This window comes from Kitasatospora sp. NPDC004240 (genome assembly GCF_053603215.1).
The window spans coordinates 1-25,195 of sequence record NZ_JBSGFD010000130.1; the positions used below are offsets into that span (position 1 = coordinate 1).

The 25,195-nt window shown below is 70.4% G+C and carries 16 protein-coding genes and 3 pseudogenes; 12 read left to right on the forward strand and 7 right to left on the reverse strand.

The genetic code is table 11. From position 1 onward, the window contains the following. Positions 1–502 (forward strand): annotated as a pseudogene (locus tag ACWEQL_RS28835) (IS701 family transposase); the annotation flags it as partial. A 174-nt stretch (positions 503–676) separates the two neighbouring features. Here ACWEQL_RS28835 and ACWEQL_RS28840 read toward each other — a convergent pair. Together ACWEQL_RS28840 and ACWEQL_RS28845 are read right to left on the reverse strand one after the other, a co-directional pair. After that, positions 677–3,700: a hypothetical protein gene (locus tag ACWEQL_RS28840; protein ID WP_452153263.1), complete on the reverse strand. Its 3,024-nt coding sequence runs from the start codon at positions 3,698–3,700 to the stop codon at positions 677–679. Next, the gene (locus tag ACWEQL_RS28845; protein WP_452153264.1) at positions 3,697–8,589 is read right to left on the reverse strand and encodes a hypothetical protein; all 4,893 of its coding nucleotides are present in this window, start codon (positions 8,587–8,589) and stop codon (positions 3,697–3,699) included. The genes ACWEQL_RS28840 and ACWEQL_RS28845 overlap by 4 nt, the downstream gene beginning before the upstream one ends. 338 nt (positions 8,590–8,927) lie before the next feature. On the opposite strand from ACWEQL_RS28845, the gene ACWEQL_RS28850 reads away from it, so the two are divergent. Next, complete coding sequence (locus ACWEQL_RS28850; RefSeq protein WP_452153265.1) at positions 8,928–9,983, forward strand: RCC1 domain-containing protein; 1,056 nt, start codon at positions 8,928–8,930, stop codon at positions 9,981–9,983. 97 nt (positions 9,984–10,080) lie between these two features. On the opposite strand, the gene ACWEQL_RS28855 is transcribed toward ACWEQL_RS28850, so the two are convergent. Continuing rightward, entirely contained in the window at positions 10,081–10,398 is a 318-nt protein-coding gene (locus tag ACWEQL_RS28855) for a hypothetical protein (RefSeq protein WP_452153266.1), read from the reverse strand. Between the two features lie 370 nt (positions 10,399–10,768). Between ACWEQL_RS28855 and ACWEQL_RS28860 the strand changes: the two are divergent. From ACWEQL_RS28860 to ACWEQL_RS28870, 3 genes and pseudogenes are all read left to right on the forward strand, one after another. After that, positions 10,769–10,918 (forward strand): annotated as a pseudogene (locus ACWEQL_RS28860) (IS701 family transposase); the annotation flags it as partial. 132 nt (positions 10,919–11,050) lie between these two features. Beyond that, positions 11,051–14,179, forward strand: a complete 3,129-nt coding sequence (locus ACWEQL_RS28865; protein ID WP_452153267.1) for a Tn3 family transposase — start codon at positions 11,051–11,053, stop codon at positions 14,177–14,179. Positions 14,180–14,344: 165 nt separating this feature from the next. Continuing rightward, the gene (locus ACWEQL_RS28870) at positions 14,345–15,181 is read left to right on the forward strand and encodes a hypothetical protein (RefSeq protein WP_452153268.1); all 837 of its coding nucleotides are present in this window, start codon (positions 14,345–14,347) and stop codon (positions 15,179–15,181) included. 283 nt (positions 15,182–15,464) lie between these two features. Here the strand turns inward: ACWEQL_RS28870 and ACWEQL_RS28875 are convergent, their stop codons facing one another. Together ACWEQL_RS28875 and ACWEQL_RS28880 are read right to left on the reverse strand one after the other, a co-directional pair. Further along, the gene (locus ACWEQL_RS28875; protein WP_452153269.1) at positions 15,465–16,079 is read right to left on the reverse strand and encodes a GTP-binding protein; all 615 of its coding nucleotides are present in this window, start codon (positions 16,077–16,079) and stop codon (positions 15,465–15,467) included. A 208-nt stretch (positions 16,080–16,287) separates the two neighbouring features. Next, complete coding sequence (locus ACWEQL_RS28880) at positions 16,288–16,623, reverse strand: hypothetical protein (protein WP_452153270.1); 336 nt, start codon at positions 16,621–16,623, stop codon at positions 16,288–16,290. A gap of 348 nt (positions 16,624–16,971) precedes the next feature. On the opposite strand from ACWEQL_RS28880, the gene ACWEQL_RS28885 reads away from it, so the two are divergent. The 6 genes and pseudogenes from ACWEQL_RS28885 to ACWEQL_RS28910 all read left to right on the forward strand — a co-directional run bounded on the left by ACWEQL_RS28885 (position 16,972) and on the right by ACWEQL_RS28910 (position 23,809). Next, entirely contained in the window at positions 16,972–18,015 is a 1,044-nt protein-coding gene (locus ACWEQL_RS28885; RefSeq protein ID WP_452153271.1) for a recombinase family protein, read from the forward strand. 46 nt (positions 18,016–18,061) lie between these two features. Next, on the forward strand, positions 18,062–19,291 hold the full coding sequence (locus ACWEQL_RS28890; RefSeq protein ID WP_452153272.1) for a hypothetical protein: 1,230 nt from the start codon (positions 18,062–18,064) through the stop codon (positions 19,289–19,291). A 556-nt stretch (positions 19,292–19,847) separates the two neighbouring features. Then, positions 19,848–20,665 (forward strand): annotated as a pseudogene (locus ACWEQL_RS28895) (IS701 family transposase); the annotation flags it as partial. 580 nt (positions 20,666–21,245) lie between these two features. Then, the gene (locus ACWEQL_RS28900) at positions 21,246–21,551 is read left to right on the forward strand and encodes a hypothetical protein (RefSeq protein WP_452153273.1); all 306 of its coding nucleotides are present in this window, start codon (positions 21,246–21,248) and stop codon (positions 21,549–21,551) included. Then, positions 21,530–23,194 carry an alpha/beta hydrolase gene (locus ACWEQL_RS28905; protein ID WP_452153274.1) on the forward strand — a complete coding sequence of 555 codons (1,665 nt, stop codon included), beginning with the start codon at positions 21,530–21,532 and terminating at the stop codon, positions 23,192–23,194. Before ACWEQL_RS28900 ends, ACWEQL_RS28905 begins: the two co-directional genes overlap by 22 nt. Positions 23,195–23,263: 69 nt before the next feature. Then, positions 23,264–23,809 carry a hypothetical protein gene (locus ACWEQL_RS28910; RefSeq protein ID WP_452153275.1) on the forward strand — a complete coding sequence of 182 codons (546 nt, stop codon included), beginning with the start codon at positions 23,264–23,266 and terminating at the stop codon, positions 23,807–23,809. A 388-nt stretch (positions 23,810–24,197) separates the two neighbouring features. Here ACWEQL_RS28910 and ACWEQL_RS28915 read toward each other — a convergent pair whose 3' ends face one another. Beyond that, positions 24,198–24,332: a hypothetical protein gene (locus ACWEQL_RS28915; protein ID WP_452153276.1), complete on the reverse strand. Its 135-nt coding sequence runs from the start codon at positions 24,330–24,332 to the stop codon at positions 24,198–24,200. 15 nt (positions 24,333–24,347) lie between these two features. Then, the gene (locus tag ACWEQL_RS28920) at positions 24,348–24,644 is read right to left on the reverse strand and encodes a hypothetical protein (RefSeq protein ID WP_452153277.1); all 297 of its coding nucleotides are present in this window, start codon (positions 24,642–24,644) and stop codon (positions 24,348–24,350) included. A gap of 100 nt (positions 24,645–24,744) precedes the next feature. On the opposite strand from ACWEQL_RS28920, the gene ACWEQL_RS28925 reads away from it, so the two are divergent. Then, the coding region (locus tag ACWEQL_RS28925) for a transposase (RefSeq protein WP_452153278.1) at positions 24,745–25,195 on the forward strand (451 nt) is incomplete at its 3' end.

The following is a 25,195-nucleotide window of genomic DNA, read 5'->3' on the forward strand; positions in this document are numbered from 1 at the left end:
GATCTCATGCGGCTACGGTGCCAAGGGACCGCGCATCTACGACTGGGCGGCCATCCAGTTGCCCGCCGTGGCCGAGTACGACTACCAGGACGAGGCCCTGGTCCGTCGGCGATGGGCGCTGGCCCGCCGCAGCCTGACCAAGCCGGACGAGATCGCCTACTACCTTGCCTACGCACAACTCGACACGACTGTCGAACAGTTGGTGCGGATCGCCGGGATGCGCTGGGCGATCGAGGAGTGCTTTCAGGCCGCGAAGAACGAGTGCGGCCTGGATCAGTACGAGGTCCGCCGCTACACCGGCTGGATGCGACATGTCACCCTGGCCATGCTCGCCCACGCGTTCCTGGCCGCGATGGCCGCAGCCGCGGCATCAAAGGGGGCTGCAGAAACGGTTCCCGCGCCCTGGTCGACCTCACCGTGGCAGAGATCCGGCGCCTCCTGGCAGCTGGCCGTTCCCACGACCCGTGTCCGCCGCGGTGCTCGCCCCGCGCTCACGCCCTGAACTGGTCCATCTGGCGCCGACAGCGCCAGGCCATCGCCCGCCGCTGCCACTACCAACGCCGGCTGCACACGATCGAGGGGCGGTCCCAGGAAGACCGCCCCTGACGGGCACCAGCCCACTACACTCACCGCGCAGCCCTCTGAACAGGCAAAACGTCGAAGTCCTGCTGGAGTACTAGGGCGGGATGGCGCCGTTTCCGGTGACCATCGGCAAGGTGCGCCCGTCCGGTGTGGTCAGGGCAACCAGCCAGCGGTCGGGCGGCGGCCAACCAAGCAGGCCGTCGAGATGGAGTTCGGGTCCGACGCCGGTGACCGACGCGGATGGCGGCATGCTCGTCGGCCCGGACGAAGGTGCGGTGGCGGTGAGCGTCCATGGCGGCGCGGCTGGGTGGGTGGGCGGCACGGTGACGTCCAGGGTCGCGGCGCCACCACCATGGGCGGTGTACCGGGGGACGACCCGCGGCAGCGGTCGGGGCGCGGCCACGCTGTGGACCTCGGAGGGCGCGCTCCACATACCCGGCCGGGGATCCGTCGCGGGTAGCCCCCAGGTCTGGTGGAAGTCACCCTCGATCGGCGTGCTGCCCGGCTCGTAGGTGGGCTCGGCCGGCCAGGCCGCCTCGCACATGTAGGCGAGCGGTGACCACGCGGGCGTTCCGGGCGGCAGGTGGTCGTCGAAGGCGCAGGCCCATCGCCAGCCCTCTGCCGGGTTGCCGGGCGGTACGGGCGACAGCTCCATGGTGCGCAGGACCGGCCAGGTGGCGGGCGCGCCGCCCGCTGCGGACCGTCGCACTCGAATGACTGGCAGTGTGCCTGCGGCGGCGTGGCCCCCGACCCGCCGTGCGATCGGTGGTGCCAGGCGTCCGTCCACCGGCCCGGCGCCTGGCAGACGCAGCGTCACGGCCAAGTGCACCGTGGTGCCGTCTGGGTCGAGCACGCAGGTGAGCAGCGGGGCGGGCGGTGTGTCGGTCAGCGGCACGGCGACGACGCAGCAGCCCCGACGGTCCCGGGGGGCCTCCAGCCCGCTGCGGCCGACGGGCACGAGTTGGAGGGCCTGGAGTGCCTCCAGCCGCCCGGGCAGCCGGCAGCGGATCCGCAGCCGCCCGCTGGCCTCGGTGATCGTGGCGTCGGTGACTCGGGCCATTGGGGTCTGGCCGGCGGTGGTCTTGTCGCGGAGTTTCCCGGCGCGTCGCCAGCGTGGCGTGTCGGCGTTCGCGCCCGTGCGCGGTGATTGTTCCTCGCCCGCGTAGAGTCTCCAGGTGGTGCCGGATGGGGCGCCGGGCGGCCGGTTGGTCCGGATGTCTAGTTCGGCGTAGCCGTCCGGTCTCCGGTCACCGCTGAAGAGGATCACCTCGCTCTGCAGGGCATTGACGTAGGGCCGCGGGTCGTGAACGGTCAGTGCGGCCGACGCGGAGGTGTCCGGGCCGCCGTTGTGGTGGACGATGACGGTGTAGCGGAGGTTGGTGCTGGTGCCGGGGCTGGTCTCGGGGGCGCGGACGGTGGCTTCCCATCGACCGATGCCCTGTGGGCGGAGCTGGGACGACCCGTGTGCGCCGACGAGTTCGGCCTCGACGCCGCTGACCGGGGCGCAGCCCGCCGGTGATGCGGGGACGGTCGCCATGATGGTGATCGTGCCCGGGCTTGCGAGGGCGCTTCCGGCGGGCGGTGGGTCGGCCTGCGTATAGTCAAGGACGACCCCCGGCGTGGGGGGCTCGGGCCTGGCGGGCTGCGGGACCTCGCCGGAACTGCCGAAGTCCGACCACTGGCCCCACAGGTCGGCCGTGGCGACCTGCCAACTGGCAGAGCGTCCCGAGCAGTTGCAGTCGGTGACGGCGACCGCCCGGGTGCCGGGTCCGGCGGACGGGGCGAGGATCGGTTGCCGCCAGTCGTCGCCCTGCTCGGTCGGCGGGTTGAGCCACTCGCCGCTCTCCCGCCTCACCGCGAGCGGACCGCCCAGGGTGTTTCGGACGGACAGTGTCGCCGTCCAGGTGCCATCGGGCTCACCGTCCGGGGCCGAGGCAGGATTCCACCGGGTGAGGCCGGGGACGTCACCTACCTCCGGCGGGCTCGGCAGGTCGGGCGGCGGCGTGGCGACGGCGATGGTCCACAGGCACACCACCTTCCGCGAAGGTCGCTTCAGCTCTTCGGCCATTGATTCGAGGTCGGCCTGCCTGTGGGCCCTGTACAGGGCGTTGGTGAACTCCTGGTGCATCCAATCCGCCGGGTCCGGCAGCAGGGCGTTCATGAACTCCTCGTCGACCTCCTCCTGGATCACGAAGAGCGCGGCAACGGCGAAGCAGTCCGCGTGCTCCATGCTGACGGCCTCGTCCGGGGACACCTGCTGCCTGTCCAGGGTGGTGGCGAAGCCCCACCAGCGCGCCACGGCCGGGTCGGCGGCCGATACCCAGAGCGGGACCGCCAAGTCGGTGTTGACGGTCACGTTTTGGCCGATGCCGGACAGGCTCTGCGTGATGCGCGCGTCGGCCAGCGGTGGTAGGTCGTCGACACCGCGGCTCCAGGCCTCCGCGACCTTGTCCTCCAAGTGTCGGGCCGATGCCTGGGCGCGCTCTCTCGGATCGCGGTCCTGCGGATCGTACGGTGGGGCGACGCCGAAGGGAATGCCCTCGGACACACGGTAGTCGCGATCGGCGGACGGGTAGCTGGGGTCGGTCCCGCACCACCAGGGCCCCACCTCGATCTGTGGAGGAGCGCCGAGCGCGTCGAGCGCGGTCGCACTGAGCCAGCTCGGTGGGTCGGTCGGATGACCCGAGCCGTCGAGACTCGGGCCGTCCCGGTACTCCGCGACGGCGAGCCGGTCCGGATCTCCCCAGCAGCGGAATCCGGGCAGCGGCACCCTGGCCACAAAGGGGTTGGGGCCGCTGCAACTCGGCCCGAGGCGACCGGCCGGGTCGGCGACCGAGATGGTGTCGGGGCCCCAGGCGCCGACCACCAGCGCCTGCCGTCCGAGGCCGGTGAAGTACACCATGCCGTCGGAGACCGGCCGTGGCACATGAGCGCTCGTCGCGCGTCCGGCCCGCCAGACGGTGAACGGGCAGATCGGGAAGCCGAGCCGCGGGGACGGGAAGACCCGCAGGTGCACGCCGCTCATCAGCCAGGGGCGCCCCTTCAGCGCGACCTGTTCCACGGCCACGCACTCCGCGCTCAGCAGCGCCGGGTGGACCCAAGCCGGTCCCGTGGTCATGGCCACACCTCCAGGGCGAGCGCCGGCACGGTGTCGGGTGCCGGCAGGGTGAGCGTCGCCGTCACCCGGCTCCACGTGGCGGTGACCGGATCGCGTTCCCGTCGGGTGAGGGTGATCGGCCCGGCCGGGACCGGCGCACGCGGCACGAACAGCACCGACGTGGCGGCACGGTCCGTGCGTGTGGTGAACCCGCCGATCGCGAGCCGGTCGAGCCGGTCGGCGCGCACCAGGGGTTCGACGGCCTCCAGCAGGATCGCCCCGAGCGCGTGCCCGCCCGTGCTGCGGGGCACCCACAGCACGGTGGTGCGCGCCGCCACGTCCAGCGGACCGGGGTTGGCGCCGGCCCGGTCCAGCGCGGCTCGCAGGGCACCGTCACTGTCCTCTCCCGGGTCGGTGACGGCGGACCTGACCGCGAGGTGGCGTACACCAGCTGCGCCGCTGCCGAAGCCGAGGTTCTTGAACAGGTCGGTCGCGGTGCGCCAGCGGCTGGTCCGGAACGACACGTGCGGCAGGCGGGTGCGTACCCGGTGCGGCACGGTCGAGTCATCTTTGACCACGAGTACGGGGGTGAGGTCGTAGCAGGCGTCGGCGACCAGGTCCGGCGTCACGACCGCGTCGACGGCGGCGACCGGCCAGGAACAGGCCGCCAAGGCAGGGGCCGTACCGCGTCGGTGGACGGCCTCCAGGCCTCGCCGGTCGACGACGTCCAGAAACTCGGGGTGCCGCGACGCCTTCAGCGCGACAGCCAGGAATTTCGGCACGTCCGCGGTCGGCCCGGGGGGCGGCAGGTCCGTGCGGTCGACCGCGATGACGAGCCGGTAGCCGTAGACGTCGGCGACCATCTGCACGGTGTCGGTGCTGAAGGTGACGACCAACGGGTCTCCGTAGAACACCGGAGTGTCGCCGCGCACGGAGTAGCCCTTGAGGTAACGGCCCAGCATCTTGGGGTGGAAGGACGTGACGTCGCGGTAGAGCGCCTCAGGCGGCGGCGGGGCCGCCGCGTGCGGGGCGATCCGGAAGTAGCGGGTGTCAGTGCCGCCCGACACCCGGCTGTCGCCGTCGAGCTTGCCCTCCCAGGTGAAGTCCAGCCGGTACGTCCGGTCCGGCTCGAACAGCCCGCTCAGCGCCTGCCCGCGCGGCTTCTTCCGCTCCTCGACCGACGCTCTGCCGGTGTCCCGGGCGCGGTCCGCGGCGTCCGCGGCGACGGTGGTGACGCCGCCGACCGCCACGACGGCCAGGGCCGGCTCGGTGTGCCCGTCGGCCGGGAACGGCGCATGGCGGATCACGACATTCCGCACCGGATCCGGCTCCGACCACTCGTAGACGCCCAGGAATCCGTCGCCCGCTTTCGGCTCGTCCACCCGATCCCAGGTCCGGTGTTGACCGTTGGCGCGGGTGAAGACCTCGACGCCCTCGAACCCGGACCGCGACCACAGGACCAGGACCGGTGTGACCCCCGTGCGACGCGTCGGGGCGAGCGCCCGGCCGAGGCCCAGTCTGGTCTCCACCGCTTCCAGGCGTTCGGCGACCTCCCCCTCCTGCTGGTCGGAGGGCGGTACGACGGCCAAGTCGGCCAGCGGCAGCAGACCGGGGAACTCAACCCCGTCGGGGTGTGCCGACGCCGCCAGGTACGGGACCGCCACCGGCTCGGTGCTGGGCGGTCCGGCCGGGACCAGCGCGGTGTCGGGCGGCAGGAATGGCGTGGACGCGGGGACGGCCGACAACTCGCCCGGAAGCACCGTGCGGACGGAGGCCTCCAGGGTGGCGGTCGTGGTGGGCACGGGCCCCTGCACCGACATGTCTTCGACCATCGGTGGAAGCCGCCAGCGGTCGCCGTCCAGGATGGCGTTGCCGCCGACCGCCCAGCCCCGATCCATGGGCCAGTCCCCACTGCAGTCCCGGACGTGTCGTGCGGCCGGGTCGGCCGGGTCCCCCTCGCCGCCGTCGATCAGGCTGCGCGACCAGAGCGCTGGGTCATGGGTGAACAGGGCGAGCACCCGGCCGGTGGTCGGCACGTTCGCCGGCACTCCGGGCGGGCGCTGCCAGCAGGCCGGCCGCGGTTCGGTCAGGCGTGTGCCAGCACCGTCGGCCCACCGCCGCAGGCTCAGACCGGTGAGCGTCCAGTGGCCCGGGTAGCCAGGAGAGCCGACGGTGCCGTCCGGGGTGGCACCGCTGCCCGGCCCGGGTGGGGTGGACTTCGGGTCAAGAGCCTTGTGGAACGCGTCGTCGACGCCGAGCGGCCGCGCGCCGTCGTACGTGGGGCCGGGCGCGAAGCCGAGCAGGACGACGCCGTCCGGCCACATCGCAGGCGCTCTGTCCGCCCGGTCGAGGAGTGCGCCGCCCTGGGCCACCGCGACCCCGTTGCAGTCGGCGACGGTGGCGGAGGTCAGCGGGTCCTGCGGCAGATCGGGCGTGAATTCCTCGCTGTGACCGAACGTGAGGTGCACGCAGCCGCTGATCTCGATCAGCCACAGGTCGATCGAGCCGCAGGCTTTGAGTTCGGCGAACTTTCCGTCACCGGGGCCGAGTTGAAGTTTCAGTGTGCTGTTGAGGCCGAGGCTGAAGGGCCCCAGGTGCAGCGAACCGCGTACGCCCACCGTGCCGGCCACGAAGACCGGCCTGCTGCCGAACGCGACCACCGAGTCCGCGGCCAGCTCGGCCCAGACTGGTGGCATGCCGTACTTGGCCTGGAACGAGAACCCGGCCGCGGCCGCGAACCCGGCAGCGGGGGAGGCGGTCAGCCCCGGCAGCGGTGGGGAGAAGCCGTTGCCGTGCAGCATCAGGAAGGCCTCGGCGCCGACCGCGAAGAGCTCTGGCAGCAGCGTCGCACGGATCGGGGCGCCGTAACCGGGGGCGGCCCCGAGGTGGACCTGCCAGGCGGACCGGTCGCCCGTCGTCCGCGGGTAGCGGGCCTCGGCAGGCACGTCGATCTGCAACAGGTGCCACCTGTCGGAGTCGGGGTGCCTCGGATCGTCCGGCGGGAGGTGGTACGTGCCAGTGACGCCCGCGTACAGCTCGTCGGGGGTGACGGACAGCAGGCCGATCATCCCGGCGGTCGAGGTGCCGCCGGTCGGATCGGTGACCGAGCGGGGTCGGGACAGCACGGTGGCGTCGAGGGCGACCAGCAGGCCGAAGTCGGGGCTGCGCACGACGACCCGGCCGAGCGCGGAGAACGCGAAGCCCAGATCGGGCAGGGTGCCGACGGCGACCCCGGCACCGAACAGGTTCGGCCCCAGCTGTTTGACGGTGTGGGCCTTGTCCGGCCGCCAGGTCAGCCGCTCCGGGATGCTCGTGCCGACGTTGACCGGAATGCGGTTGAGGCCGAGGATCGCCTCGATGCCGAACAGGCCCAACCCGCTGTTGGCGAGCGGCACCGGTGCCGGCAGACTCACGCCGAGCACCGCGAGGATCGATCGGGAGCCGTCCAGCGGTTCGACGGTCAGCCCGGCGGTCGCCGTCAGGTTCAGCCGGGTGAGCTCGACCCGCAGCGCGGCGGCGAAGCCGTTGTCCGAGTCGAAGGACAGCCGGCCCTCGCCGGAGACCAGCTCCGGCACCTCGACGGACAGGTCGAACCCCTGGAGCGACACCTCGTGGTCACCGTCGAGGGCGACCCGCAGGACGGCGCCCGTTGCATGGATCGGTCCGAGTTCGAAGGTCAGCCGCAGGTCGAGCTCGAAGAAGGACGAGCCGTGGCCCGAACGCACGCCCACCACCTGGAGCAGACCGGACGGCTGGGTCACCTCCCACTGCCCGGTGTCGGAGACGTCGATCGATGCGCCCTTGAAGTTCAGCCGGGGCAGCCCGGAAGCGTAGTCCAGCACGGCGTCACGCACGACGACCCGCATCGGGGAGACGGTACGGGCGTCGAGGACGGCGGACCGGATCCGGCAGCTGAGCTCGGCCTGGTAGTCGATCCGCGCTCGGCCCGGGGTGAGGGGGTCGAAGCGGACCCCGGTGACCCTGGTCCTGCCCTGGCTGTCGAGCGCCGACGTGAACCCTTTGGCGGTCGCGACCAGGGCGGCGAGCTCGACGGCCTCCGGGTCCGCCGTCGAGCGGGTGGTGGCGCCGACGCTCGCGGTGGCCAGAACAGCGGCCGCCGCGACCCCCGCATCGGTGCCCGACAGGATGCCGTCCGCCCCGGACTCGACCGCGACCGTCCCGTGGTAGCCGTCGACGCCGTGCACAAGCCGGGCGCGGACCACCGAGTGGCCGGCCACGCGTTGACCGACGTCCGGGCCCGCGGTCAGGGGCGGTGTGAACGGGGTGCTGACATCGATGGAGTCCGGGAACGGCCCGCCGGTGCCGGACCAGCCGAGGCCGTAGTCCACCGGACCGGCCGTGTCGCTCACGCTGCCGGTGAAGCCCTGCCTGCCGCAGACCAGAATGAAGTCCAGATCGAGCGGGCGGGTCGACGGCAAGCCGCTGACCGTCACCGTGCCGGCCAGGTCGAGTGCGGGCGCGCCGTCGACGATCCGCAACGCCGCCGTGCGGATCCGGAGCGATACGGCGGCGCCGCCGGGCGCGGCGTGGAGGACCTCGGGGTCCGGCGTGAGTCCGGCCTGCCCGGAGACCGCCCAGCGAACGCCCTTCTGGTCGATGTCCACGACGGCGACAGCAGCACCGTCCACCCTGAGGGCGGCAGGCGCGCCTTCGACCCGGGCGGAGAGCACGAGACCGGTGAGCGGGAGCGTGAGCCTGGCCGAGGTCGGCCCCCCGGTCACCGTCGCTCCGTGAACGCTCCCACTGAAGCCGCAGATCGTCAGGCCGACGTCGAAGGGCCCCGTGGACGAGACGGCGCCGGCGGAGAGAGCCGCCAGCTCGCCGCTCGCCGGGAGCGGGAGTTGCGTGAGCAGATGTCGGGCGCGTAACGCGTCCACCAGCGCTGTCATGGTGGCGCTCCCTCTCCTGCTAAGGCGCCACGCCGCTGACCGGGCGGGGCGCGGTGCGGTAGACCGGACCAGCAGGGCTCTCCTTCCAACATCGAGCAGCCGATGCGACGACGCAACCTCGGCCGCCCTCACCGGAGTCGGCGCCTCAGTTACCGTGACAGCGGTGGTCGAGGGTGACGGTTCGACGACGGCACCGTCGAGAGCACAGATGCCCGCCGACCTCACTCGTCGCAGATCTCAAACGCGGTCTCAGGTCGCGCCCCGTACTGCGGTCGGGGATCCTGAAACCACCGGATGATCGGAACCGGCAGGATAGCGACAGAATCCGGAGGCCTGTCATGGACGGATGGGGCGCCAACACCTTCGGCCAGCTCGGCGACGGCACCAACGGCGACAGTAACGTACCCATGCCGGTGACCATGCTCGCCGCGGCCGTCCTTACAGCCGCCGCCGGCGGTGGCCACAGCCTCGCGCGTCTCGACGGCGATACGGTGCAATGCTGGGGCGTCAACAGCAGCGGCCAGCTGGGGGACAGCTCTAACAACGACAGCAACGTACCTGTCACCGTCATCGGACTGTCCGGCGTCGACGCGGTGGCTGGCGGCGGAAGCCACAGTCTGGCGCTGCTCGGCGACGGCACGGTACAGGCTTGGGGCTCCAACGTCTCCGGCCAGCTCGGTGACGGCACCAACAACGACAGCAACGTTCCGGTCGGCGCAGGCGGCTTCCCGGACACCGTCGTCAAGGTCGCCTGCGGCGGCGAGCACAGTCTGGCCCTGCTGGGCAGCGGGGAGGTGATGGCCTGGGGCGCCAACACCCTGGGCCAGCTCGGGGACGGCACTCTCAACGACAGCGCGATCCCGGTCTCCGTCAGCGGCGTGATCAATGCCGTGGACATCGCGGGCGGACGCGACCACAGCTTGGCCGTCCTGGCTGACGGGACCGTACTCGCCTGGGGCGGGAACGGCGCCGGTCAGCTCGGCGACGGCACCAACAACCCCAGCAGCGTGCCGGTCGGAGTCTTCAATCTCACCGGAGTGACCGCGGTCGGGGCCGGCAGCGGCGGCAACTTCAGCCTCGCTCTCCTCGGGGACGACGGGACCATGCAGGCGTGGGGGGACAACAGCAGCGGCCAGCTCGGCGACGCCACCAACAACCCCAGCAATGTCCCGGTCGCCGTTCAGAACCTCGCCTCGACCGTTCTCGCTCTCGCCGCGGGCAGCTCCCACAGTCTGGCCCTGCTGTCCGACAACACACTTCAGGCTTGGGGCGACAATGGGTTCGGCCAGCTCGGTGACGGCACCAACAGCCCCAGCAACGTTCCCATCACCCTCGGCAGCCCCACCGCCGTGATCTCCCTCGCCGCCGGGGACTCGCACAGCCTCGCCGTCTGAGCGGCGCCCCATTAGCTTGACTCTGAAGCTTCTATAGATCGTCAAGCTGATAAGGAAATTGCCTGAGTCTGGGGACGTCGGGCGGGTCGGCTCGGCTTCAGCCGACTGGCAGATCGTAGGTCACCTGGGAGACGTCGTCAGGGGTCGGTCCTGTCCCCTTGGGAAAGACGGCCCCGGCGCCGATCGCCACGGCCCCCGCGGTGGCCGAGTAGTGCGACATGCTTTCGCCGGACTCCAGTAGGGCGTGCGACCCGGACAGTTCGTTCTCGTCGGCGTCGAGGCTGACCAGCACGAGCGAGGTGGTTCCCGTGTTCTCCGGGTGCCCAATGCCGAACGGGGTGGTGACTTCGTTGGTGAGGTGCACCCAGCCAATGAGCGGTACCAGTACCGTTTCCCGATCCACCAAAACCTCCATGGGTTCCGACGGCCTTGGTGCGGCCGTCGCCAGCAGCCAGTGTCAGGTTGGCCGTCCGTCCGGACGGCCTGGCGCGCTTGTGGCTGCTGTGATTTCACTTGGCCGGGGGTAAGTCCCTCCGGCTCCCGGAGGCTCGGGTAACTGAGACCGGTACGACGAAGGGCCCCACCGTTCCCGGTCGGAGCCCTTCGTTTTTCCTGCTCTCTGGCGTAGCGGTGGGATTCGAACCCACGGTGGAGTTGTCTCCACACACGCTTTCGAGATGTGCGTCTCGTGCCGGCGGGCACTGGAGGGAAGGATACCGGTGGTTTGTTGACATGGGGTCAGGTCGGCAGTATCGGTGAGGAGAGACTTCTTCGGGGGTGCTGTCATGACCGCTCGCGTGCCGTGTCCGCCGGCTCCTGGTCCGCTGGAAGCGTGTGCGGCGAGGTTCGACGATCTGTTTCGCTCGTTGGCCCAGCGGCGTGGGTTCCGGGAGTGCCTGACCGGCCTGTTGCTGCCGCGGGACCGGAACAAGACCGGCCTCGGGGAACATCGGTACAGCGGTTATCGGTGAGAACGATCATGGCCGTTTAGCACGGTGATCCACTTCGCCGCTGGGGTTCGGTGAAACGCCTCCGGGCCTGGTCCGGGGCTGGCTACGGTCCGGCTCGTGCCGGTGGAATTTCTGAGTGATGAGCAGGCCGAGGCGTACGGGACGTTCGCCGAGGAGCCGACGAGGCCCGAGCTGGAGCGGTTCTTCTTCCTGGACGACGTGGACCGGGACCTGATCGCCCTGCGGCGGACGGAGCATCACCGGATCGGGTTCGCGCTCCAGATGTGCACGGTTCGGTACGTCGGCCTGTTCCTGGAGGACCCGCTCGCGGTGCCGTGGCCGGTGGTCGAGCACTTGGCCGTGCAGCTCGGCATCGAGGACCCGTCGGTGGTCAAGCGGTACACGGAGCGGCGCCAGACGCTGTACGACCACGCGTGGGAGATCCGGGACGCCTACGGCTACCACCCCTACGAGGACGCCGAGTGGGGTCGACGGTTCCGTACATTCCTGCATGGGCGGGCGTGGACGCACGCCGAGGGCCCGAAGGCGCTGTTCGACCACGCGGTGGGCTGGCTGCGCCGTCACCGGGTCCTGCTGCCCGGGGTGTCCGTGCTGGCCCGGCAGGTGTCGGAGGCGCGGGCGGTCGCGGAGAAGAGGCTGCACGCCACGGTCGCGGGCGCCGCCCGCCGCGCGGACCCGGCGCTGCCCGGGGATCTGGTGGCGACGCTGAAGACGCCGGAGGGCTCGCGGTTCTCGGAGTTGGAGCGGCTGCGCCGGCCGCCGACGCGGACGACGGGCACGGCATTCGCCCGCGCGCTGGAGCGGGTGGACGAGATCGGCGCGTACCGGCTCGGCAGGTTGAGGCTGTCGCAGATCCCGCCGAACCGGATGGCGGCGCTGGCCCGGTACGCGCTGGGGTCGAAGGCGCCGCTGCTGGAGCGGGCGGCGGAGCCGAAGCGCACGGCGATGCTCACCGCGGTGATGCGGCACCTGGAGGCGAAGGCGATCGACGAGGCCCTGGACCTGTTCCAGGTCCTGATGGCCACCCGGCTGCTGAACTCGGCGAAGCGCAAGACGGAGAAGGAGCGGCTGTCGACGCTGCCGCAGTTGGAGAAGGCGTCGCGGGTGCTCGCACGGGCGGCGAGGGTGCTGTTCGAGGAGCTGGAGCTGGTCGAGGAGCAAGAAGCGGACCTGGATGTGGCCGCGCTGTGGGCGGCGGTGGAGGAGGTCGCCCCACGCTCCGCCGTGATGACCGCGGCCGCCACGGTGGTCTCGCTAGTGCCCGAGGACGAGAACTCGGCCGAGGCCGCCATGCGGGCCGCGCTCGCGAACCGGTACGCCACGGTGCGCCCGTTCCTCGCGCTGCTGGGCGAGTCGAAGGCGCTGGACGCAGCGAGCGCCGGGAAGCGAGTCCTGGCCGGGGTTCGCAGCCTTCCGGCGCTGGCCCGGCGGAAGGTGGGCATCAAGCCGCTGCTGCCGCGCGAGGTGGACGACAAGCTCGTGCCGCCGGCGTGGCGCAAGGCGGTGTACGCCAACCCGGATCTGCCGCAGGGCGCGGTGGACCGGGACGCCTACGTGGTGTGCGTGCTGGAGCAGCTGCACCGGGCCCTGAACAACCGCGATGTCTTCGCCGCCCCGTCGCACCGCTGGTCCAACCCGCGCGCCCGCCTGCTGGACGGGCCCGATTGGGACGCGGTCGAGGAGGACGTCCTGGCGGCCCTGAGCCTGGACATGCCCGTCACCAAGCACCTGGCGGAGCTGGTGCGGGGCCTGGACGCCGGGTGGAAGCAGCTCGCCGAACGCCTGGAGGAGGCGGGGCCGACGGCAAAGGTCTCCATCGAGGTGGCCGGCGACGGGCGGGTGAAGCTGAACGTCGACAAGCTCGGCGCGCTCGGCGAGCCGAAGTCCCTGACCTGGCTGCGCCAGCGGGTCGAGAAGATGCTCCCGAAGATTGACCTGCCGGACCTGTTGTTCGAGGTGAACGCCTGGACCGGCTTCCTCGACGCCTTCGTCCACCTCGGCGACGGCACCACCCGGATGAAGGACCTGCCCACCTCGGTGGTCGCGCTGCTGGTGTCCGAGGCGTGCAACATCGGCCTGGCCCCGGTGGTCAACCCCGGCTACGAGGCCCTCACCCGGGCCCGGCTCGTGCACGTCGACCAGTACTACCTGCGCGCCGACACGATCGCCGCCGCGAACGCCGCGCTGATCGCCGCCCAGGCCGGCATCCCGATCGTGCGGTACTGGGGCGACGGGCTGCTGGCCTCGGTGGACGGGCTGCGCTTCCAGGTGCCGGTGCGCACCATCAACGCCGCTCCGTCGCCGAAGTACTTCGGGTTCAAGCGCGGCATCACCTGGCTCAACGCCGTCAACGACCAGGTCGCGGGCATCGGGCAGATGGTCGTCCCCGGAACCCCGCGCGACTCCCTGCACATCCTGGACGCCCTGCTGAACCTCGACGGCGGGGTGAAGCCGGAGATGGTGGCAACCGACAACGCCTCGTACTCCGACATGGTGTTCGGCCTGTTCAGAATCCTCGGCTACAACTTCAGCCCCCGCTTCCGCGACCTGGACGACCAGCGGTTCTGGCGGGCCACGATGCCCGGCGTCGAGACCGGCACCTACGGCGCGGTGGAGGACCTGGCCCGTAACCGGGTCAACCTGAACAAGGTGATCACGCACTGGCCGGACATGCTGAAGGTCGCCGGTTCCCTGGTCACCAACCGGGTCCGCGCCTACGACCTGCTGCGCATGTTCGGCCGCGACGGCCGCCCGGCACCCCTCGGGGCCGCGTTCGCGGAGTACGGGCGGATCGCGAAGACCGAGCACCTGCTGCGGGTGGTCGACCCGGTCGACGACACCTACCGCAGGCAGATGAACCGGCAGCTCACCGTGCAGGAGTCCCGCCACAAGCTCGCCCGGGACGTGTGCCACGGCAAGCGCGGCACCATCCACCAGGCGTACCGAGACGGCATGGAGGACCAGCTCGGCGCGCTCGGCCTGGTCCTCAACGCCATCGTGCTCTGGACCACCCGGTACATCGATGCCGCCGTCACCCGGCTGAAGGGCGAGGGCCACGAGATCCGCGACGATGACGTGGCCCGGCTCTCCCCGCTCAAGCACAAGAACCTGAACCTGCTCGGCCGCTACAGCTTCACCGCCAGCGTCCCGGACGCCGGCGCCCTGCGTCCCCTGCGTGACCCGGACACGCAGGAGCTGGACGAGGACAGCGAGGCCGACGAGTGAGGTCACCGCGCGCCGGCCATGGCCTGGCATCAGGGAGGGCTGGGAGACCGGATGGCGCCATCAGCCGATCGGCCCAGCCGACTTGGAGCCCCGCCAGCGCGGTTCGGGGAGACAGGATTGCTCTCCGCTCTCGCCGATCACGAGGATGGCTCGTGATCGGGCCCCATGTTCGCCACCGACGGGAGATGCATCCTGATGGCCACTGACGAAGTGATCTTCTACGACGAGTACGACCACGCCGGTAAGAGCGTCACCCTGCGCGCCGGTGAGCTGATGAGCTTCTCCGACTCGGGGCTGAGCGCGGTCCGCTCCGTGAAGGTGGGAGACAGCGCCACCGCCGAGGTCTGGTTCGGCGAGGTCGGCAAGACGTCGGAAGGCGCCATGCTCTTCACCAGCACCGCCGACCGCACCAAAAGCTGCCCCGAGACCAGCACCCTGTGCGCGCAAGACGTTCGCGCCATGGCCCTCATGATCCGCTACCGTGACGCTGCCGGCGAGACCTCCACGCTCGCCCTCTCCGATCTCGCCGGGCGCGGGTGGAGTGCCGAGGTCCCCGCCTCCGACGACCACAAGCAGATCGAGCGGCTGAAGTCCGAGGTGTACACCCCCCTGAGGGCAGACCTCGAAGCCAAGGGCACCGCGCCCGCGCCGGTGATCACGGCCGAGTCGGCCGCCGCCCCGGCCGCCGGACACACTGTTTCCTCGGACGCTCTGACTTCGACGGGGAGTCCCGATGCACCGGAGGCCGAGCCGGACGAGGACGACGCCTTCGTCGTCACGCTCCCGGCCGGCATGTTGAACCGCCCGAACGGGCCGGCAGAGATGCATGCCACCTGGAGCGTTACGAGGGAGGGCACGGACAAGACGGACCCGGGACACATCGCCTTCTCCTACGACACCCGCAACCGCACCGTCGTCCTCGACAGGTTCGAGCCCCAGGACAAGTCCCTGACCATCACCCAGGACGGGCCCGGGATGTACACCATCACCCGCACCGTCTGACCTGAGAGGTGGGCCTCCAGGCCAGATCGGACAGCCAGTGGCGGGAGTGTCAGCCGGTGGTGAGCTGGCCTGGGATGCGGCCGCAGGTGTGGAGTTCCTGCAGGTCGGGGATGTGGTTGTAGAGGGGTGCCTGGGCTGGCGCCGAGGAGCTTGGCGATCGAGGTGATTCGAGGTCTCGGGTTGGTGAGCAGGTCGCGGGCGGCGCGGCCCGTCGGCTGGCAGACCACGGTCCCGGCTCGTGCCGCTGTTTCGGGGCCCGGCCCGGCCGGGCCCCGAAACTGTGTCAGGCGCCTTCGGCGGCGGGCCGGAGCGGCTCGGGGACGCTGGCGTCCATGGCCTCCAGCAGCTTCTTGACCGCGGTGGTCCCCAGCTCGCTGTCGTCCTTGCCCTCGGTCGCCATCTTGGCCGAGCCGATGACGACCGGGGTGTCGGCGGAGTACCGGTGCGAGGCGAGCAGGTCGCGGATCTCCTGCTCGACCGCGTCGAGCTGCTCCTGTTCGTCGATCAGGTCGATCTTGTTGATGAAGACGACGACGTGCTCGATGCCGGCCTTGCGGACGGCCGCGAGGTGCTCGTCGGCCTGCGCTCCGACGCTGTCGGCGGCGGAGACCACGAGGACGGCGGCGTCCGCCCCGGCGCCGTCGGCAAGGACCTGGAGGACGGCGGTCGCGGGCGGGTCGGTGTGCACGTACCGCCGGATGTTCGAGTGGTACGTGGCGCTGACGATTTCGAGGCCGGTTCCCTCCTCGCTCCACCCATCCCGCCGACTGGAGCCGTACACCTCCGAGGCGAACCGCTCCGCTGCCGCGAGCAGAGTGGATTTGCCGTGGTCGAGCGGCCCGATCGCCAGAACGTTCACCAGCGGCAACGCGGCGTCGAACTTCTCCTTGGCACTCACAGCACTCCTTCCGGTGCGGCCCAGCCGCCCGATCGGTCGACGATGTACGGCGCCCATCCCATCGCACCCCGCCCACCCGGCCGGGCACACCCACGGGCACGGTCACACCTTTAGGGCACAACCGCCCGAACACCCGACCATCAATCGAGACGGTGCGCTATCAGCCTCGGTGGGGCGGCCAGGTGGGCGGCCCCCACCGGCAGTGCCCCTACTCCTTCTCGACGGCGGTGAGGTCGACGCCCGCAGACGGCGCGCTCTCGGTCCCGGCGCCTCGGGTGACCGTGTAGGTGACGGTGATCGGCTCCTCCGGCTTACTCAGGACGGTCTCCCAGGGGATGGTGAAGGGGATCGGCTTATCATCCTCACCCTCGGGGACGACGTGGGAGTCGCTGGCCACTCCACCCCAGAAGAGCTGGACTTTGTCCCCCGCGGCGAACTCCGCGTAGCCGGGGACCGTCACGGTCACGTAGACCTGCTGCCCGGCGTCGTCCGCGCCGCCGCCGTCGACGACGGGGGCGGGCAGGACCGGATCGATGTCACTCATGAGGACGTCCCTTCCAGGATTCCGACGGTGTACCGGCCGGCACACACGGTGATCTTCCCGTCCGCAAGAACCCCGCGGGGCACGAATCACCCAACAGGTCCCGGACTGGCTCCGGGCCACGACCCGCCCAGCCGCCTGTTCCGGTGGTCGAACCTCAACGGGACGAACCCCCGTCAGCCGCCTCCCTGTCGTCAAGCGATCGTTTGACGACAGGCGGCCGGGGCGTCCAATGAACCCATGCAATCCGGGGGTCTCGGAGCGGCCCGAATCCAATCAGATCCAATGGTGATTGCTGACAGGGTTTGACGACAGATAGGGTCCGATCCTCCGTACGGAAGGGGCCCCACGGTGGCGAATCTGGTCTACAAGCGGGTCTCGACGGACCAGCAGTCGACCGCCCGGCAGGACCTCGTCCTGGACGAGGCCGGGATCGAGGACCCGGTCGCGTTCGAGGAGGACCCGGGCACCTCCAGCCGCCTCCACCCGCTCCAGCGTCCGAAGTTCCGCGAACTGCTCACCTACGCGCGGCCCGGCGACACCGTGCACATCTCCGAGATGTTCCGCCTCGTGCGCGGCAACCAGCACATCCTCGACGTGCTCGACGTCCTGCACCGCGACCGTCTCGCCCTGCGCATCCACGACGGCGCGTTCTCCGCGATGGACCTCACCGCCCGCCACCCGCGCACCGGCGAGCTGCTGTCCACCGTGAAGTTCATGGTGCAGACCCTCGCCGCCGCCGGTGAACTCCAGCGCGACCTCCAGCGCGAGCTGACCTACGACGGGCTGCGCGCCGCCGAGGCCAAGGGCAGCAAGGGCGGCCGGCGCCCCGCCGTCGCGGCCGCGAAGACCGCCGACGTACGCACCGCGTACAGGGAAGGCCGCTCCATCGCCGCCCTCGCCCGCGACCACCGGGTCAGCCGCGGCGCGATCCGCACCGCCCTCGCCGACCTCCTGCCCAAGCACACCGCCATCGAGGAGGACGCGCCCGCCCCGGAGCTGCCGGTCGCGCTCGACATGCCGGGCAAGGTCGCCGACTACCTCCGCACCACCGAGCTGGAGCCCGCCGAGCGGGCCGCTCTCGACCACGGGGTGACCGTACGGCGCGGCCAGGGCTACACCCTGCGCGTCAGCGCCGTCCCCGCCGTACACCGCCAGCTCCTCGCCCGCCGCCAGCCGCTCAACGGCGGCCAGGGCGTCCCCGCGGTCCGGCCCAGCGCAAGGCCCGCCGCGAGTACGAGAACCGGGTCAACACCCTCGTGCCAATCGAACCGCCAGCGCGTCAAGAGTTTTGACAGTAGATCGGACTCTTCGGCTCCTTCCTGCCGGGACCCGAACCTGCGGGCTCGGCGGCCGGGTGACATTGACGAAAGCCCCGATGGATCCACTCTGTGATCACTACGATGCGCTGGGTAGTGATGATTACGAGAAAGGGCAGGTCGTGACCAACCAGGTCAGCAGCTTCACCGACGCTTTGGGCGCCACGTACCACCTCACCCGCGACCCCGCAGGCCGGCTGGAGAGCCTGGACTGCGACGCGGTCCAGCTGAAGCAGGAGCACGACGGACAGGGCCGCCTGGCGCGGTGGACGGCGACGGACAAGGCCACGGGGGCCGTGTACGGCAAGAGCCTTTCGTACGACGCGAACGGACGGACCACCACCTGCGTGTTCTCCGGCCCGGGGGCCGAGCGCACCGTGGAGCTGGCCTACAACGCCCAGGGGGCCCTCACCTCACGTCGCCTCACCGCGGAAGGCGCACTCCTGCTCGGCGAGGCCCTGGAGTACGACGAGCGGCAGCGGCTGGTCCGCGTCGGCTACGACGGGGCGCGCCTGCTGACCGACATGCTGGACCGGCAGGTATCCCGCATCGAGTACGAGTTCGACCCCCGCCACTCCGGTGGCGCGCGGACCGGGTCCACGACGACCTTCACCACGGGCGAGCCGGACCGCGTGACGTTCCACTACGGGGACTCGTTCCGGCTGACCCACTACGAACACGACAACGGCCCCCTCGGCGAGGGCCACACGGGACGTGTGAGCGTCGACCAGCACTACGACGTGTTCGGCAAGTGCCTGACCGCCACGAACCCTGACGTGAAGCTGACCTACGACGAGCAGGACCGCTTCATGCTGCAGGGCCGTCTCACCGAGGCGGCCGATCCCGACCCCTCCCACGACTTCAAGGAAACGTACCGCTACGGTACGGACGGGCTCCTTGAGGAACAGAGCAGGGGCGACCGAGCGCTGCGCTTGCACTACCGCGACGGCCTGCTGGCCCATGAGGTCACCGATGGTTTCCAGCTGACCTACCTGCGCGCCGATGGCGATCTCATCGGCTGGGTGGAACGCCACGACGGCGAAGCCGCCCGCTTCGCCCCTGCCTGCACCGACCCCTGGGGCACCGTCGTCGCCGTGCACGACGGCACCACCCTGCACGACATCCACTTCCTGCCCCACGGCAGCCCCCTGGTCCCCTACGGGCACCCGGCGCTTAAGTTCCCCGTCGTCTTCCAGGGGATGCTCCAGAACCTCACCACCCGTCTGTACCTCACCCCCACCGGCCGCCCCTACAACCCGGTCACCGGGCGGTGGCTGACTCCCGCCGCAGTGGAGAGCGACGTCGACCCCTACCCCTACAAGAACCACAACCCGTTCCAGACGGCCCCGTAGAACACCCGCGAGCCCGCCGTGGCCTTGTTCCGGACGCACCGTCCGGAACAAGGCCACGGCATCGGGGGACACAGAACCCACCCCCGGCCGCTCCCGGAGTCCGCCACCGCCCTGTCTGTCTCACGAGCAGGCACTCAACCGCCGTCGAGCGTGTGGACAGTTCTAGCCGAACGTCCGAGGACAAGATCAGACCCCTCCCGACTCGTCGCCCTCGTCCACCGGGCCGCGCACGGGCCGCAGCACCCCGCCGGCCGGACCGGAGCCACGGAAGCTTTCGGCCCCACCTCCGCCCCAGACCCCGGTACACCGCCGCCGCGTCCAGGACGCCACCCGAGCGGTGCGCGACGCCTTCGCCAGCCTCCGTTGCGCGTCACCACCGTCCCCGTGGCGCACCGTCGATTTCCTCGCCCGCTGCCAGCCGCTCGACGGCGGCCAGGGCCTCCCCGTAGTCCCGGCCCAGCGCAAGGCCCGCCGCGGGTACGAGAACCGGGGTCAACGCCCTCACACCCCTGACCAAGATCGTTCTCACCGATAACCGCTGTACGGATGTTCCCCGAGGCCGAAGACGCTCACGGCCCTGGCCGGGGCCGAGCCGGTGACCGGTGCCCAGCACCCGGCGGTGCAGCGGCTGCAGTTCTTCCTGTCCGAGTCGACTTGGAAATTCGAGCAGGTCAACGCCCGCCGGCTGGAGCTGCTGCTCGCGGACCCGGCCACCGCGCCGCACGGCCAGGGCGTGCTGGTCATCGACGACTCCGGGGACCGTAAGGACGGCACCGCGACCGCCCATGTCGGGCGGCAGTGGCTGGGCCGGCTCGGCAGGACCGACAACGGCGTCGTCACGGTGACCACGCTCTGGGCCGGCGAGCGCCTCTACCACCCACTGCACGCCCGGCCCTACACCCCGGCGCACCACTTCCCGAGGAAGCGCAACGACCCCGACTTCCGCACCAGGCCCCGGCTCGCCACCGAGCTGGCCGGCCAGGCCCGGCAGGCCGGGTTCCTCTTCCGGGCAGTGGTGGCGGACTGCGGCTACGGCGATCACGACGAGTTCCGCCACACCCTGCGCGAGGCCGGCCTGCCGTTCGTCATGGCCCTCAAGCCCCGCCGCGGCACCTGGGCCCACAGGGACCAAGCGCACACCCCCGTCGAAGCCGCACGCACCCTGACCTGGACAGATCCCGCGCACCCAGGCGACTGGACGCCGGTCGTCCGCACCTTCCGCGACGGGTACACCGAGACCTGGTGGGCCGCCGACGCCCGCCTCGGAGGCTGGGGCCGGACGGATTGGCCCGCCTGGTGGTGGCCACCGCCGACCCGGGCACCCTGCCCGACAAGGCGACCTGGTACCTGGCCACTGAGCTGCTCTGCCCCGGCCGTTGGCGGGTCTGTGTGAGCTTTGGCCATCTTTGTGGAGGTCACCGCGTCGATCACCTCAGCCGTGAGGTCGCGCCTGTCATCGCTCGTCTTCTTGGCGAAACTGATGCGTGCTCTTACCACCTGGCGATACATCGGTGTCGCTGGTGACCCTGGGGGAGTTCGGCTTGCCCGACCCCTGTCTGGTGCTGTTGGTTGGCTGTGCTGGCTTGGGGAAGTCGGCCCTGACCGGGGCGTGCGGGGGTTGCCGAGACCGACCCTCGAGCCGGCCGCCAAGCTCGCGGCTGCCGTCGCAACCTGGACGCCAGCCGCCAGCTGAAGAACTCCGACGTCGGCGACCTGCCGGTAGGGGGCTGCGATGCTTTCCCGGTCCGGACAGGCTCCGGGATCCGCGCGAGGAAGACCATGGCTGGTCCGGGTCCCCTTTGCGGGGTGGCGGGCGGAATGTCGGACCCGCTCGCCACCCAATGGGGCGGTGGTAGTGGTTGTGATTTGAGTATCTGTACGGATACGGGGAGGAGCGGACGTACCTAGGGTTGGGTCCTGGCATGAACGGCACTGGTAACAGGGGAGGGCATCAGTGAGCGATCAGATACGGGTAGATCCGCAGGAGTTGTACACATCGGGAGGGGTGGCGCGGGCCATCAGCAGTGAGCTGGTGGCTCCGGTCGATTCGGTGGTGACCGCGACGAGGACCGCAGCAGGCCACCTCACGGGATGGTCCGTGGCTCAGGGCCTCGGCCGGCTTGTGGAGGGGTGGGCTCCAGTGCTCACGCACACGCGCGAGCGGTTCGTGAAGACCGCCGAGAACCTGGAGGACACCGCCAAGGGACATGCCTGGAACGAGGAATCGATCACCGAGGCATGGCAGAAGGCGACGCGATGAGCACTTTCGAACTGCTGCTGAGGTTCGATCCGACGCCACTGCAGGATGCCGCGACGGCATGGCGCCGCATGTCGCTCGCCGTACAGGGAGCCGGGGAGAGGCACCGGTCACAGGTGAACGGTCCATTGCGGCATGCCAACTGGAAGGGAAACGACGCGGACTACGCCTTCTCCCAGCTGGAACGCACCGAGCAGATCCTGGAGATCCAGAGGGTCGAGTTCGAGGCGGTCGCGCTGACCCTCGACACCGCGGCCTCGCGGATGTACCAGGCGCAGACGAACCTGAAGAACGCCGTGCACCGCGCACAGGAGCAGGGAATGACGGTGACCTCGGACGGGACCGTCGCCCTGCCACCACAGAGCGCGGCCGATCGCCACGACCCCGACGGACAGGCCGACCGGCAGAAGCAGACGGTCGTGCGGGGGGAACTGCAGGAGCGGGTCAACAAGGCCGTGGCCGCAGCGCAGGAGGCCAGCGACCAGGCGAAGCAGGCACTATCGACTCTGGACGCGGACATCCTGAGCAGGCCACGGACGTTCGGTTCCGCAGCGGAGTCCGCGAAGGACGCGAAGGACGTCATCAAGGAACTCGGACTGGCGGGCCTGCAGGTGCCGGAGAACAAGGACCCCAAACGGGCCGCGGACTGGTGGAAGTCACTCTCACCGGAGGAACAGAGGACCTTCCTGGCGCTGTATCCCGAGGAGGTCGGCCGACTGGACGGCCTGCCGTCGCCTGTCCGGGACCAGGCGAACCGGCTGCTGCTGGACCAGCAGCTGGACGCCCTGAAAGCCGGTACGCCGGTTGGCTCGGGGATGACCTACGAGGAGTACAACAAGCGTGAGGCCGCGCTGCGGGACCTCAAAAATCGCCTGGACGTGCAGGACGGCGTCCAGGGTGAGGACAAGAAGCTCTTCCTGCTGGGCCTGGACCCCAAGGGCGACGGCAAGGCGATCGTCGCTCTCGGCAACCCCGACACCGCTGACCACACGGCCGTCCTGGTCCCCGGCACGACGACGACACTCGCAAGCATGCCAGGGCAGATCACACGCCTGGAAGCGCTTCAGGGTGCGGCCGGCGAGGCGGCACCGGGAGCGAAGGTGTCGGTGATCTCGTGGTTGGGCTACGACGCACCGGAGGTCCCGCCCGAGAGCCTTGGCGTGCTGGGTACCGGCCGCGCCGAGGACGCCGCAGCCCCGATGCGGCAGTTCACCCAGGGCACCAGGGTCGCGCAGGGCGAACACCACAGCCACCTCACGGTCATCGGCCACAGCTACGGGACGACCGCCGTGGGCGCGGCAGCCGCAGGGGGCCAGGGCCTGGGCGCCGATGACATCGTGGCGATCGCGAGCCCGGGAATGACCGTTTCCAGCGCGGACCGGCTCCACATCGATCCCAACCATGTCTGGATCGGTGCCGCTGACGACGACAAGATCAGAGTGGTGGCCGGCTTGACGCTCGGTGACGACCCGATGTTCGGGAAGTTCGGGGGAAACAACATCGCGATCGACACCTCCGGCCACAGCGGCTACTGGGACGAAAACAGTCACAGCCTCCTCAACCAGGGCCGGATCATCGCCGGGAAGCAGCCGGAAACCGTAGAGAAAACCCCGGAGGTCGACCCTGGCGTCGCCCCGGGCATCTAGCACCTCCTTTTCGTAGACCAGCACTCCGATCGCCCTGTGTGAGGGCGCGGCCTCGACGCAAGGACCTTCATGTCGATCACCTCGTCCTCCCCCTTCCCGCACCGCTCGACAGCCAGACGTCTCGGCATCGCCGCCCTGACGCTCTGGCTTCCCCTCACCCTCGGAGGATGTGTGTCCCAGCCGGACAAGAACGAGCCACTGCCCGTCATGGCCCGTCAGGAGGCCCAGGACTGGGCCCGTCACATGACGGAGTACATGGCACAGACCGCCGGCGTCACCATCACCCCGGACACGGTCAAAGCATCGTTCCGGGACTGCGTCGGCAAGAACGACGAGGTGGCGACCGACGGCCGCTACACCATGTCCTACGCGGCCTACAGCTCCGTCTCCCCGGAGCAGCACGGTGAGGCGGTACGCAAGATCCGACCCATGCTGGAACAACAGGGATTCGAGATCAAGGGCTACCGCGAGGAGCTCAACGGCAAGCCCGACGCCCTCCTGGACGCCTTCCAGCCGGCCGGACGCTATCTCGTGAGCGCCGAGACCACGGCAACCGGCAACCTGCTGCTCCTGCGCGTGTCCACGCGCTGTCTGATGCCGCCCACGACTCGATAGCACCGCGTTGCCCCGGTCCGGTCCGCCGATACCAGCGGACCGGACCGGGATCGGACCGCCTTGGAGCCGGCTCCGATTGATCCGGCACGGTGCGCAGCGGCGGGGAGCAGTCAGATCGCTGCCCTCAAGCACCCCGGCCGGCTACGGCGTACGGCCCTCCGTGCAGGGCGCGTGCCATCCTCGCTGAGCTCGACCGGCAGGGAGTTCAAGTGCGTAGGTGGCGATCACCCGGTCGGACAGCCCAGTGCCGGGCCACACATGGAGCCGAAGGCCTGACCGAAGCTCTCGGTGTCGAGCTCCTTCGGGCGTGCGCTCCACCGACGACCCCCGCCCCCGCGTGATCACCCAGGGTTGGACTGGGACGGGGCGTGCCCGTCCTGGTGGGTGGTCACTGCTCGGTGGCCCGGATGTCCAGGTCGGGGAAGAGGAGATCACTCAGCCCCAGCTCGAAGGCGGTCTGCGTTTCGTCGAGCGGGATCCGGATCCACATCACCCGGCCCGGCCCGACCGTCCGAATGGGCACGTTCAGCGCCGCCGGCTACAGCCCCTTCTTGGCACCTTCGTTGAGGACCCGACGGAACGCGCCGGTGCTGCCTCGCAGGTTTCGGTCGGCGCGGCGCACTTCATCGCCCGTGCAATCGCCGCCGTTCCTGACGACCTCCAGAAGAATCTCCTGGGCCCGCGGCGGCAGTGCCTCGTAGTAGGCGCGAGCCCACTTCGGTGTCCACCGGTCGTCCGGCGGAACGGTCACCTCGGCCTCGGGCAAGGCGGCCAGGGCCAGTGCCTGCGCCAGCACCTCGGGAGTCGGGTCCTTGATCGTGATGGTGATCTCCATGGCGGGACCCTGGCGCATATGGCGGCGTTGTTACAAAAGACGCTAGTAGTGCTTTGTTAGGAGGCTTGTCGCATCGTGTGGTCGGTAGTTCTCTGGTCGTATGAGGGCTGGGGAGCTTGCGGTGTGGCGGGGTCGGTTGGAGGAGTTCGCGGCCGAGGTGTTCGCGCCCTTGGCCCGGCGTGATCAGCGGGCCAAGGGCGGGCTGTATCTGCGGGGGCTGCTGCTGGACGGCCAGCGCAAGTCGATGCAGCCGATGGCCGAGCGCCTCGGGGTCGACCACCAGGCGTTGCAGCAGTTCATGACGTCCTCGACCTGGCCGGTCGAGGACGTCCGGGCCCGGCTGGCACGACGCGCGGTGCGGGCGGTGCGGCCCGAGGTGTGGGCGGTGGACGACACCGGCTTCCCCAAGGACGGCAAGGCCTCGCCCGGGGTCGCCCGCCAGTACTCGGGCACCCTGGGGGCTTGTATTTCAATTACTGCTTGCTCTTGTGGAGTTGGTGGGATGGTGGACCATGCCTGTGCGTCCGCCCGTCACCGCCTTACGGGCCAAG